This window comes from Undibacterium sp. GW821-FHT11B02 (assembly GCF_058808955.1).
In genome coordinates this window covers 94,606-107,494 of sequence record NZ_JBXASD010000004.1, presented here as the reverse complement: position 1 = coordinate 107,494, position 12,889 = coordinate 94,606, and the positions used below count along the sequence as shown (strand labels likewise).

Here is a 12,889-nt window from a genome sequence, read left to right as displayed (position 1 = left end):
TGGAAAAGAATCAGATCGGCAGCAGAACGCCGTTGATATTCCAGGATGTGCCAAATTTATCCAGCAGCATGCCCCAGGACTTTGCCCAGAATGCGGGTTGCACAGGCATGGTGATCGTGCCACCTTCTGCCAGTGCATTAAAGATTTTGGCAGCTTCTTCTGTCGTATCATAATTAAGGGTGAATGACACCCCCTTGATACCTTCATACGGCATCTGTTGCGGGCAGTCGCCAGCGTACAACATTCCACCGTCCGGCAATTCAAGCCGGGCATGCAAGATGCGGTGTGCGGATTCTTGCGGCATCATTGCTGCCATGGGCGATTCGGCACCACTCATCATGATGGTGATTTTGCCGCCCAGGGCTTGTTCATAAAATCGCATGGCTTCTTTGCAGTTGCCGTCGAAACTCAAATACGCTATAGGATGTGGCATGATCAATTCCTTGATAAGTTGATTTTCAAAAGAGTGTGAAAGCGTCTTCACATCAGATAGTCGATTGGAGGGACAGGGAATCGACACAAATACAAAAAAATTTTATTTTTTTAATTCAAGCAGCTTGTTTTGCAAGAAACGACGTTCTGGTTCCTGTTTGCACAGACACAGGGCCTGTTCATACGATAATATTGCCTGCTGTAAATTTCCACTGCGTCTGTGCAAGTCTGCCCTGGCAGCATGGGCGAGATGATAGTTTTGCATTTCATTCTTTTGTAGCAGGTTTTCCACCAGTTGCAAGCCTGTTTTCAATCCATCTGTACACATGGAAAGGGCGATCGCACGATTCAATTCTATGACCAGGCTGGTTTCAACACGTAGCAGCGCGTCATATAAGCCGACTATCTGCGGCCAGTCGGTATCGGTATAACTTGTTGCTTCTGCGTGGACGGCTGATATGGCAGCCTGCAAGGTATAGGCACCAAAGCGGCCCGAGCGTAAAGCCTGCTCCACCAGTGCTGATCCTTCTGCGATCAAAGCCTGATCCCACAATTGCCTGTTTTGCTGCTCTAGCGTAATCAAGTCGCCGTTGGCATTGGTGCGGGCAGGGCTGCGCGATTCATGCAAGAGCATCAGCGCCAGCAAGCCGCTGACCTCGGGTTCCGGCAATAATTCTTGCAGCAGGCGTGCCAGTCGAATGGCTTCGGCTGCCAGATCAAGACGCAAGGCCGATGCACCAGCAGAACTGGAATAACCTTCGTTGAAAACCAGGTAAATCACCCGCAACACACTTTGCAGGCGGGCTGGGAGGTCCGCTTTTTCTGGTACCTGGTAGGGGATATTCGCATCGCGGATTTTTGCCTTGGCCCGCACGATGCGCTGCGCCAGTGTGGGGGGCGGGGTCAGGAAGGCATGGGCAATTTCTTCAGTTGTCAGGCCGCAGACTTCTCGCAGGGTCAGGGCGATCTGGGCATCTGCCGCCATGCTTGGATGGCAGCAAGTGAAGATCAGGCGCAGCCTGTCGTCTTCCATGAGCTCTGCTTCGCCGGGCAAGGCGCTTTCATCTGCCAGCGCTTCTACCGTATCGATATGCTGGTCCAGCGGATCAAAACGTCTTTGCCTGCGTATGCTGTCGATAGCCTTGTAGCGTCCTGCCGACACCAGCCAGGTGTGCGGGTGATCGGGCATACCTTTCTGTGGCCATTGTTCCAGCGCAGCTTTGAAGGCTTCGTGCAGGGCTTCTTCTGCGATATCGAAGTCACCCAGCAAATGTACCAGCGTTGCAAACACGCGTCTGCCATCGCTCCGGTATAAATCCTGAACGCTTTGTTTGACTTGTTCGTACTGGAAATTGCTGCTTGCAGTCATCACCTGGATCATTCATGGCTGTGATTATCAAGCCAGACCGAGGCAAGCATATGACTATGCCATCAGCTTTGGAATGCACTGGTCCGGGTGGTCAGAAGTGTAACACTGTCAGAGTGGGGCATGCCATCTGACATGCCCCGGTGAGGGGGCTTCTACAAGCCAAATACCAGTTTCTCTGTTTTCGGGTCTTTGGCCATCATGAACCTGACGATGGATTCCACGGTGACGGTATCAATCTGGCCTGCCATGCGGCGGTCAAAGGGGTGGTCATCAAAGCTCACGTTGGCTCTGAACATGCGAGCACCCAGCCGGGTCATGGTGGAGATTTGCAAGGTATCTGGCTGGTAGGCTGCGGCCTTCAGCCACGCCTGGGCTTGACTGCGGGTTTCTATCTGCATATCCGTGGCCTGGGCTGCGGCAATGACTTCCAGTGCCCATTGGTTGGAATTCTGGTAGGTCGTTGAAAACGGATAAGACAGCATGTTGTAGCGGGCTGCATGCAGGTTTTTGGCACGGCCATTGGTCATGAGCAGTTTGAGGCGTTGCTGCAGTTCCGGGCTGGGGATGAGGATCAGGGTTTCAAAGGCGAACATGTCGTCCAGGAAGAAATTGCCCAGGCCCTCACGAAACAGGTCGGAATCGGCGGTGCCACACTGGTTCAGTTCGTGCATGACTGACCAGGTGCCATCTGGCAAATGCTGTATCAGCCCCAGATGGGAATAGCGCAGCTTGTATTTGGATAAATCCTGACCGACACGGGCGATGATGGCGATTTCTGCCTTGCTGTCATCCAGCCTGAGTTTGGTCTTTTGCGCCAGCTCCAGTGCCTGCATGGCTTTTCTGGGGTCAAGCGCACTTTCTTCACAAGGACGACCGGCAAAAGACGGCAGGCTCAATACCAGGCAGGCCAGCAGCAAGCAATGTCTGATCCAGACACTGCCAGCTGTCTGTAACCGTCTTAATACCGGGCGCTGCATCATTGCACCCTGGAGTGATGCATGAGTGAACTGCCGACTTCATTCGGTATAAATGCCAGTGCCTTGCCAGCACTGATCAACAGATAGCCAGTAGTGGTGGCACTGACCTCGACCACTGCACCACTGACCAGTGCGGCTTTTTCTATACCCTTGCCAGACAACTTGATGGTCGCGCTGGCCGCTTCGGTCGAACCTTTCAGTACTACGGTGACACCATCCGCAGCTGTTTTTACGCTGTCAACGACGATCTGGCCAGAACCCATCACCATGGACATACTGCCCAGCATGACAATGCCGACGCCCGCAGACAGGGCTTCGGATCCGTTCGATGGCTGACCGCATGACAGACAATCACCCGCCTGCGCCTGGGCCGCAAACAGGCTGGACGTGCACAGCGCTGCAATCAGGGCGGTATTTCGAGCAAATCTTTGCATTTGTGTTGACACGGTATCTCCTTCGTTGATGTTAGAGGCAGTTGCAAACTCAAGCTGGCTAGGCGTGCCGACGCAGACAGTACTTTAGTACGGCAAGGGGGCACAACACCGCCTGGTTAAGTTTACAACTGCCTCGAAGTTCTCACTTTACGATGAGACCACAAAAGGACAAGTTATTTGTCGTTAGTAGCAAATAGTTACAGAAAAGGTAGCGCAATATGATGCCTTTGCCGATGACCGTATTGCAAATACACGAAGGGCCGGAAAACTCCGGCCCTTTGCTTATTGCATTAAGTAGTAGGCTAACCTGGACGTTACTTACCAAATGGCAACGCGTTTTTCTGGTGTCAGGTACATCTTGTCACCCGGTTTTACATCAAAGGACGTATAAAAATCCGGATGATTGACCATGCTGCCGTTGACGCGGAATTCGCCAGTTGAATGTGGATCGGTCTTGACCAGGGTAATCGCGCGCGCTTCACGTGACATGCTGCGTCTGGCCTGAGCCAGCCCCATGAACAGGCGCTGCTCAGCCGTCCAGCCATCAATCACAGGTGCCGGTTTGCCTTCCAGCGACAGTTTGTAGGCACGCAAGGCCATGACAATACCGGCATTGTCGGCAATGTTTTCGCCCAGTGTCAGTTCACCATTGAGGAAGTACCCGGGTACCGGGCTGTAGCCATTGTATTGTTCGACCAGTATTCTGGTCTTGTTCTTGAATTTTTCTTTGTCTTCTGCAGTCCACCAGTTGCGCAAGTTGCCGTCACCATCGTATTGTGAGCCTTGGTCATCAAAGGCATGGCTGATTTCATGGCCGATGGAAATACCCAGTGCGCCATAGTTGAAGGCATCTTCGGCATTGACATCAAACAGTGGCGATTGCAGGCGTGCCGCCGGGAAGACGATTTCATTCATCTCCGGACTGTAATAGGCGTTCACGGTCTGCGGCGTCATATGCCATTCTTCGCGGTCGATAGGTTTGCCTAGTTTTGCAATTTCCCTGTCATGGGCAAAAGCGCGCGCACGCATGAGATTACCAACCAGGTCATCGCTGCGGATAGTCAGTTTGGAATAATCCAGCCACTTGTTCGGGTAACCGATCTTGACACTGATCTTGGATAATTTGATCTGCGCCTGTTTCCTGGTTTCCGGACTCATCCAGTCCAGCGTATCAATACTTTGTTTGAACGCCGCCAGGAAATAGCCAACCATTTTTTCTGTACGTTGTTTGACTTCAGGCGAGAAATATTTTTCTACATAAGCCTTACCTACTGCTTCACCCAGCACCTGGTCAACCAGTGCAATACCGCGCTTGTCACGAGTACGGTTTTCCTTGGTGCCGGCAATCAGTGCACCTTTGAAGGCAAAATCTTCATTCACGAAATCGGAAGACAGAGCCGACGCATAGGTGTTGATCAAATGCCAGGTGAAATACGATTTCCATGCATCCAGTGTGTTTGTGTTCAGGCTCTCATTCAAGCCTTTGACATAGCTTGGCTGCTGGACGATCAATTCATTGATTTTGCCTGCCATACCAGCGGCTTGCAAATAGGTTTGCCAGTCGTAAGCGGGCGTCAGCGTTGCCAGATCACTGACGGCAAACTTGTTGTAGCCTTTGACTGGGTTGCGGTTTTCGACGGCTGTCCACTGCGCCTTGGCAATTTCAGTTTCCAGCGCGACGACGCTTTTTGCCTGGCCAGCGGCATTTTTTTCGCCAGCCAGCGCCAGCATTTTTTCTACATGCGACTGGTATTTGTTGCGGATATCCGTCATCTTGGGATCATCCAGCTTCAGATAATAATCTCGGTTTGGCAAACCCAGGCCACTTTGGGACACACCGACGACATATTGGCTGGAATTTTTATTGTCCTGATGAATACCGACACGCAGTGGTGTGGTCACGCCGATTTCGTGGAAATGGGCAATCAGTGCTGGGAGGGCTTTTTTATCTGGCAGCGCGGCGATGGCTGCCAGTTCGGTCTTCAATGACTGTATGCCGAGTGCATTCAGTTTTTGCTCATCCATGAAACTGTTATACAGGTCACCGATTTTCTGCCTGTCTGAACCAGCGACTTTATTGCCGTCTGCTGCCGCACCTTCAACGATGCTGCGTAATTGTTGCTGCACGTCTTCGCGTGCCTGCATGAAGGTGCCCCAATCTGACTTGTCGGATGGGATGTCATTTGCCTTCAGCCAACCACCTTGTGCATAGCGATAAAAATCATCCTGTGCACGCGTGTTCTTGTCCATGTTTTCTGGTTTGATACCAGAACCCAGGGCGGTGCTCCTGGCTACGGTAGTGTCTGTTGCTGTATCGGCAGCCTGACAGGCAGGGGCCAGCAGCGCAAGGGTGAGGGTGCTGAGGACGAGGTGTTTCATATAGATTGACCCTGTTTTTGTTTGAATTAGGACTTACGTAAAACCGCCCCAGCTGCGTTGCAGCTCCTCTCCTAGGAGCCGCGTACTAAAGTACTATCTTCGTCGCTGACGGTGCAGTCGGGGTTTCAGGCAACACGTTGCCTGCCGACGAAACGATCCGTCCTTGCAAGGACGGGTTCCTCATGCGAGAGCCTTGCTGGGACAATTTTGCGTAAGTCCTATGAGTTATAAGTGACTGGTGCAGCTGGAACTATGACCTGTCGCGACAAGCTTAGTTCCGGCCAATAAAGCAAAAAGCGCATTTCTGAGCTAATCAGAAATGCGCTTTCCATTGTAGGTACTGACAGGATTATCCGGCAGTGGCTTCCACTGATGTTGCCTGGCCGTCGGCAGCAGTGGATTCTTTTTTGCAATGTGGGCAAGATTTGCCAGGGATATACCATGGAGACAATTGCTCGCGTGGTGTCACTACCGCGCGGCAGGCAAAGCACTGTTTGGTATCGGTGGCTTCCAGTTGCGGGTTCAGTGCAGTGCGATAGTCAAATACAAAGCAGTCACCATGGTAATGGTCGCCGCCGACTTCCTCAAAATACTTGAGTATGCCGCCTTCCAGTTGATAGACACTTTCAAAGCCAACGTTCTGCATATGGATGGCGGCTTTTTCACAGCGTATGCCGCCGGTACAGAAAGTCACTACCGTCTTGTCATTCAAGGCGTCACGGTTGGCTTCGATAACAGCCGGGAATTCGGTGAACTTGGCAATGCGGTAATCGATGGTATTGTCAAAGCTGCCAACATCGACTTCAAAATCATTACGGGTATCAACCATGACCACAGGCTTGCCATTGTCGTCATGACCCTGATCCAGCCAGCGCTTCAGCGTATGTGCATCGACGGCAGGGGCGCGGCCTTCTTCCGGCTTGATCAATGGCATGCGCATGGTGATGATTTCTGACTTCAGCTTGACCAGTATCTTGGTGAACGGCTGGTGATCAGAAAAACTTTCCTTGGCAACCACGTCTGCAAAACGCGGGTCCTGGTGCAGCCAATCCATATACGCATCAATTTCATGGCGCAAACCGGCCAGGAACATATTGATGCCCTCCGGCGTCAGCAGTACCGTGCCCTTCAGATTGAGTTCCTTGCATTTGTCCAGAAACACCTGGCGTTTTTCAGCGGTGTCGTTGAAGGTGATGAACTTGTAGGCAGAAATATTGACGTAAGGTTTATCGGGTGTTTGTATTACAGCGGACATGATGAAATTCAGTAAGTCATTGATTTGGCAGCATTATAAGCGATTTAGTCAGGTTTTTGCGGTCAATAGCATCTCAATATGGGGAATATCGTCTTCCAGATAGATGTCGGAAACGGTCTCAAAACCAAAGCTGCCATAGAATTTTTCCAGGTATGCCTGGGCACCTATGCGGATATTGGCGGCTGGGTACAAGTCATGCAGAGCCTTGATGCCATTTGCAATTAAAGCTTTGCCAACGCCGGTGCCACGCCAGTCTTTGCTACTGATCACTCGCCCCAGCGAGGCTTCAGCAAAGCTGATACCGGCGGGAACGATGCGCAGGTAAGCGGCCACTTCGCCTTCTGGCGTCCAGGCAGTGAGGTGGTGCGAAAGCGGATCTTTGCCATCCACATCCTGATACACACAATTTTGTTCAATGATAAACACGGCAGAACGTGCCTGGTAAATTGCATGCAATTGCAGATTGCTCAATTCGGCAAAGCTGGCACATTGCCATTGCAAATCGTTTAAGTCTTTTGTTGCGCTCATCAGTATTTTGTCTGGTTCATTTTCAAATAGAATAGCTTACATCTGTCTGAATAAGTGTGCATACACTCTACTCACTTGCAATTTGTCTTCGCTACCTTTCAACTTCAGGCTGATCTTGCCCGTTTCATCCTTGTTGGCGATCTGTATATGCAGGGTATTGACCACGGTGCTGCGGTGGATTTGCCAGAAGATGCTGCTGTCCAGTTGCGGCAGTAATTCGCGCAGGCTGCTGCGTATCAGGGATGAATGTTCTTTGGTGACGACATTGATGTATTTGTCAGTCGCTTCAAAATACAGTACATCGTCGACCGGTATCATGCGTATCTGGTTACCGACGGCGGCGCGGATAATGCGCAGGCGTTCTGGCGTTGCCTGGTTGCCGGTGTTAGTACCAACTGACAGTGCCTGTCCTGGTACAAGGTGGCGTAATTGCTCCAGCACCCGTTCCAGCTCATTGGGTCTTTGTGCACCGTCATCCAGCCTGGCTTGCAATCTTTGTACTGTCTTTGTCAGGCGTTCTTCACTGACCGGTTTCAGTACGTAATCGGATACTGAATGCTCAAAGGCCTGTATGGCATATTCGTCGTATGCCGTTACATAGACGATCAGGGGGAAGGCTTTGTTGTCTGGCCATTCCTCGGCCAGTTCCTGTGCCACTTCCAGCCCGGTCTTGCCAGGCATTTTAATGTCGAGAAACAGGATGTCAGGCTGTTTGTCCAATGCTTCCTGCACGGCCTGTACGCCATTCTCAACGACGGCACACAGTTGCAGTTCAGGCCAGAGCTTTTCCAGCATCTTTTGCAAGGTTAGCGAAAGTATCGGTTCGTCTTCGGCGATCAGGGCACGTTTGGCTGTCATGGTCATTTATAGATACTCACATTAAATCTTTAAGAGGGATGATGAGGTGGGCAATCGCGCCCTCGGGTTGATTGGCTTGCAGGCTAAGGCTGGCTTGCTGTCCATACAGGGCTCGCAGGCGTTCGCGTATATTGGCATTGCCGACATGCTGGTCCGTGTCGCTGGCGTTCTTGTCGTCCTCATAATTGAAGGGCAGGCCCAGGCCGGTATCAATGATTTTCAGATGTAGTTGCGTGCCTTGTTTTTCGGCAATGACGTGGATGCTGCCGCCTTCCATCTTTGGTTCGAGTCCATGCTTGATGGCGTTTTCCACCAGCGGTTGCAAGAGCATGGGGGCGATAGGGGTTTGTTGCAAATCATCAGGCAAATCCAGGGTGTAGTTCAGGCGCTTGCCCATGCGTATGGCCAGCAATTCCAGATAAGCTTGCATGAGTGTAAATTCTTGCTTCAGCGTGGTTTGCTCTGAACGGGATGAACTCAGGGTATTGCGTAAATACACAATCAGTTGCGCCAGCATGTGCTGGGCGCGTGGCGGGTCGATAGCAATCAGACCTTGCAGATTGGCCAGGGTGTTGAACAACATGTGAGGTTCTATCTGCGCCTGCAACATTTGCAATTGGGCTTGCATGGCTTGTTTTTCTATCGCTGCATTCTTGGCTTTTTCTGCTTCGGCAGAAGCCTGCAAGTCTGCCATCTTGCCGCGATTCCAGAATGACCACGTAGCCACCAGGCAGACGATGCATGTCAGGGTCACAAAACTACCCATATAAGACCATCTGAATTTACTGATGTCTGGGACAGGATAATTAAATGTAAGGGCTGCGATAAACATGCCAACAACCAAAGCAAGGGGCGCCACCATCACACACATCAGGTAAAAAACGATGGTGTTCGGAGTGCCTGCTCCCCAAAAAAGTCGCTTGAGCAATTTGATCAGGAAATAGGCAGAGAAACCGATGAACATCGAAAACAGGATGTTGTGAAACAGACTCCCGCCACCATGCATGACAAAGGTAACAGCGAAACCGCAAGCCAGGTTGATGGCTATCAGGCGCGGCATGTCCCCGATAACACCTACCAGGCTTTGGTAATGTTCAGGCTTTAATTTTGACTGCAAATACGCCTGGGTTTGGTGCAAAAATTTGTTGTTCATTTCATCTTGTGTCGGGTATCTTCGTGCTTGCAGCTTACGCTGTCTGCTGTCTATGCAACATGCAAACAGGACAAAGGCTGTGTTTTTTGTCGTAAAGCCTAGCCAAACCGGCGCGAATGAACACGTGCCAGGTCCATGTCAGTTTGTTTTATATAATGTTTTTGGTTTTTAGTGCTGCTAGTTGTTGCTCGTCATAGCCCAGCAGATCAGTCAGTATTGCCTGGGTATGCTGCCCCAGCAAAGGTGGTGCCGATGGGTAAGTGACTGGCGTTGCCGACAACTTCATCGGGCTTGCCACCAGTTTCACCTGACCGGCAGTAGGGTGGGGCAGGCTGAACTGCATCTCGCGTGCCTGTACCTGAGGGTCTTCAAATACCTCATTCAATTTGTTGATGGGGCCGCAAGGTACGCCAGCATCTTCCAGCAGGCTGATCCATTCCTGCTTGGTCTTGCGCTTGACCATCTCTGCCAGCATGGGTACCAGTACATCGCGATGCGCGACACGGCTGGGGTTGGCGCTGAAACGCGGGTCGTCTGCCAGTTCTGGCTGGCCGCCTGCCTGTACAAATTTTCTATACTGACCATCATTCCCGGCAGCGACGATGATATGGCCATCTGCCGTCGCAAAGGTTTGGTAGGGGACGATATTTGGGTGGGCATTGCCCCAACGCTTGGGTGCATTGTCGCTGGCCAGGTAATTCATGTTCATGTTCGCCAGCATGGCGACCTGTACATCCAGCAAGGCCATATCAATGTACTGGCCTTCGCCCGTCCTGTCCCTGTGGGTCAGGGCTGCCATGACAGCGATGGTGGAATACATGCCCGTCATCAGATCGGCAATCGCCACTCCGGCTTTTTGTGGGCCACCACCAGGCAAGTCATCGCGTTCACCGGTCAGTGACATGAAGCCGCCCATGCCCTGCACGATAAAGTCATACCCGGCACGGTGGGCGTAAGGGCCATTCTGACCAAAGCCGGTGATGGAGCAATACACCAGATCGGGCTTGATCAATTTCAGTGATTCATAATCCAGGCCATATTTCTTCAACTGACCGACCTTGTAATTTTCCAGTACGACATCGGATTTGGCTGCCAGTTCACGAATGATCTGTTGGCCCTGTTCAGTCGCCATATCAACGGTAATGGCTTGCTTGCCACGATTGGCTGCGAGGTAGTACGCCGCTTCCGTGGTGTTATTGCCATCAGCATCACGCAGGTAGGGTGGGCCCCAGGTGCGGGTGTCGTCGCCACTGCCGGGTTTTTCCACCTTGATGACTTCTGCGCCAAGGTCTGCCAGGTTTTGTGCACACCAGGGGCCTGCCAGCACCCGCGTCAAATCCAGCACGCGGATATGGCCCAGGGCAGTTTTTTGTAGCGACGACGTCGGCATCTTCGATTATCCTATTAACATTATTTGTTTGCTTATTTTTCAGCTTATTTGGAGTGCATCATGTGGCCCTATCCAAAAGTCATTGCCCATCGGGGTGCCGGGATCCTGGCACCAGAAAATACCCTGGCAGCGATGCGTTGCGGATGGGAACACGGTTTTGCCGCCGTGGAATTTGATGTCATGTTATCAAAGGATGGCATCCCTGTGCTGATGCATGACACAGAATTTGGTCGAACCGTCCCCGGCAATGGGCGTGTGGCCGATACCCTGGCTGCAGACTTGCAAAAAATGGATGCCGGTAAATGGTTTGCAGACAGTTTCAAAAACGAACCCGTGCCGCTGTATGCAGACGTTGTGCACTTTTGCCGCCAGCATGGTATCTGGATGAATGTGGAAATCAAACCTTCGCCAGGCACGGAAGAGGAAACCGGCAAGGTAGTGGCAGAACTGACACAAGCCCTGTTTGCCGACGTTGCGGTGATTGATGCCCAGCATTTACCCTTGTTTTCTTCTTTTTCTTTTGCAGCTCTGATGGCCGCCAAGCATGCTGCTCCGACCATACCGCGTGGCTTTTTGATGGATAAAGTCACACCTGACTGGAAAGCCCGCCTGCAAGAACTGGCCGCCCGCGCTTTGCACACCAATCACAAATACCTGACACCAGAAACCACGAGGGAAATCAAAGATGCCGGTTATGGCGTGTTTTGCTATACCGTCAACACACCAGAGCGGGCGACAGAAATCCTGCACTGGGGCGTTGATGCCTTCTGTACCGACAGGCTGGATTTGATACCTGCGGATTTTTAATTGCTAAATAGATAGTTTTTATTGTTTAAAAAGTAATATCTTTAGGACTTACACAAAATTGTCCCAACAAGGCGCAGCGACGAAGACAGTACTTTAGTACGGCTAGGAGCTGCAACGCAGTTGGGGCGGTTTTGCGTAAGTCCTAATCTTAAATTGCTTGACTCTGACGTAAGGTTAGACTTTATGATGAGCCTTTCAAAAAGGGCAAGCAATGTTACTCAAGATTGGCGAACTGGCAAAGCGCATAGGTCTGACTATCCGCGCACTGCATCATTATGAAAAAATAGGCCTGGTGCAGCCTTCTGCACGTACTGCCGCAGGGTATCGTTTGTATAACAGGGATGATATTGCCCGCCTGCACCGCATACAGGCTTTGCGTGGCCTGGGCCTGTCACTGGCAGAAACTCGCGATATGTTGAATGGTGATGGCGCTGATTTGCGACAGTTGATACGTCAGCAAATGTGCGCCATCGACAGGCAGATTGCTGACGCCACAGATTTGCGTGAACGGCTGGCGGCACTCGAAGAAAAACTGATAGGCGAAAAAGAGCCGGACATCGACGAATGGTTATCTACCTTGCGTCTGATGGCGACCCAGCGTCAGTATTTCAGTGCGGAAGAAATTTCCACCTTGCAGAAAAGCGTGACGCAAAGCGATTTCAAACAGCAATGGCCCAACCTGGTTGCTGCGATCCGTAGTCTGATGGAAAACCATACACCGCCGACCGATGCGCAGGCCAAGAAACTGGCACGCGACTGGATAGACCTGTGCAAGACCACCATGGGCGAGGATCCGCGCTTTTTTGCCAAGCTCAGTACCATGCACAGGACAGATTTTTCTGCCCAGGCCATCACCGGGGTTGACGGTGATTTGCTTGATTTTATTTTGCAAGCCCTGCATGAAATTCGCTGCGATATTTTTGCGGATTACCTGGATACGGACGAATTGCAGCATTATCGCAAGAACGGTCAAAAGAATATGCAGGACTGGCTGGCTATCTTTGCTCAAACACGGGAGCTGATGGAAAACCAGATCACCCCAACTCACCCCGATACGCTCAAGTTGATGCGTCACTGGCAATGGCTCATTACCGATACCTGGGGCATGAATCCGGCTACACGTGAGAAAGTGCAGGCCGCCCATGCCAAACATCCAGAAATGCTTGATGGCAGTGGTTTCACTGCTGACATGAAACGTTTCGTCGAACAGGGCATGCTGGCACTGATGGCCAGCGATATGCAGGCAAATGCGACACGCTAATTGACTCATCAACGATTTTCACAAATTTCATTTTTTTCATACTGGA

General features: G+C 51.4%; 12 protein-coding genes. 2 read left to right on the top strand and 10 right to left on the bottom strand.

All coding sequences use genetic code 11. The features are described from left to right. Positions 1 to 10: 10 nt before the first annotated feature. From AC1RVX_RS09460 to AC1RVX_RS09415, 10 genes are all read right to left on the bottom strand, one after another. On the bottom strand, positions 11 to 433 hold the full coding sequence (locus tag AC1RVX_RS09460; RefSeq protein WP_493216334.1) for a VOC family protein: 423 nt from the start codon (positions 431 to 433) through the stop codon (positions 11 to 13). Between the two features lie 102 nt (positions 434 to 535). Continuing rightward, positions 536 to 1,801 (bottom strand): RNA polymerase sigma factor, encoded by a 1,266-nt coding sequence (locus AC1RVX_RS09455; RefSeq protein ID WP_493216333.1) that lies wholly within the window; start codon positions 1,799 to 1,801, stop codon positions 536 to 538. 152 nt (positions 1,802 to 1,953) lie between these two features. Then, positions 1,954 to 2,781, bottom strand: a complete 828-nt coding sequence (locus AC1RVX_RS09450) for a DUF2145 domain-containing protein (protein WP_493216332.1) — start codon at positions 2,779 to 2,781, stop codon at positions 1,954 to 1,956. After that, a complete protein-coding gene (locus AC1RVX_RS09445) occupies positions 2,778 to 3,224 on the bottom strand; it encodes a hypothetical protein (protein WP_493216331.1) in 447 nt (148 codons plus the stop codon). The genes AC1RVX_RS09450 and AC1RVX_RS09445 overlap by 4 nt, the downstream gene beginning before the upstream one ends. A gap of 306 nt (positions 3,225 to 3,530) precedes the next feature. After that, positions 3,531 to 5,591: a M13 family metallopeptidase gene (locus tag AC1RVX_RS09440; protein ID WP_493216330.1), complete on the bottom strand. Its 2,061-nt coding sequence runs from the start codon at positions 5,589 to 5,591 to the stop codon at positions 3,531 to 3,533. Positions 5,592 to 5,940: 349 nt separating this feature from the next. Continuing rightward, positions 5,941 to 6,846 carry a sulfurtransferase gene (locus tag AC1RVX_RS09435; RefSeq protein ID WP_493216329.1) on the bottom strand — a complete coding sequence of 302 codons (906 nt, stop codon included), beginning with the start codon at positions 6,844 to 6,846 and terminating at the stop codon, positions 5,941 to 5,943. Between the two features lie 48 nt (positions 6,847 to 6,894). Then, positions 6,895 to 7,374: a GNAT family N-acetyltransferase gene (locus AC1RVX_RS09430; protein ID WP_493216328.1), complete on the bottom strand. Its 480-nt coding sequence runs from the start codon at positions 7,372 to 7,374 to the stop codon at positions 6,895 to 6,897. A 36-nt stretch (positions 7,375 to 7,410) separates the two neighbouring features. Then, positions 7,411 to 8,232 (bottom strand): LytR/AlgR family response regulator transcription factor, encoded by an 822-nt coding sequence (locus tag AC1RVX_RS09425; RefSeq protein WP_493216327.1) that lies wholly within the window; start codon positions 8,230 to 8,232, stop codon positions 7,411 to 7,413. Positions 8,233 to 8,248: 16 nt separating this feature from the next. After that, positions 8,249 to 9,385, bottom strand: a complete 1,137-nt coding sequence (locus tag AC1RVX_RS09420) for a sensor histidine kinase (protein ID WP_493216326.1) — start codon at positions 9,383 to 9,385, stop codon at positions 8,249 to 8,251. A 148-nt stretch (positions 9,386 to 9,533) separates the two neighbouring features. Beyond that, positions 9,534 to 10,775 (bottom strand): CaiB/BaiF CoA transferase family protein, encoded by a 1,242-nt coding sequence (locus AC1RVX_RS09415; protein WP_493216325.1) that lies wholly within the window; start codon positions 10,773 to 10,775, stop codon positions 9,534 to 9,536. A gap of 60 nt (positions 10,776 to 10,835) precedes the next feature. Here AC1RVX_RS09415 and ugpQ point away from each other — a divergent pair, with 60 nt between their 5' ends. Both ugpQ and AC1RVX_RS09405 read left to right on the top strand, forming a co-directional pair. After that, positions 10,836 to 11,582, top strand: a complete 747-nt coding sequence (gene ugpQ, locus AC1RVX_RS09410; protein ID WP_493216324.1) for a glycerophosphodiester phosphodiesterase — start codon at positions 10,836 to 10,838, stop codon at positions 11,580 to 11,582. Between the two features lie 211 nt (positions 11,583 to 11,793). After that, entirely contained in the window at positions 11,794 to 12,843 is a 1,050-nt protein-coding gene (locus AC1RVX_RS09405; protein ID WP_493216323.1) for a MerR family transcriptional regulator, read from the top strand. The last annotated feature ends 46 nt before the right edge of the window (positions 12,844 to 12,889 follow it).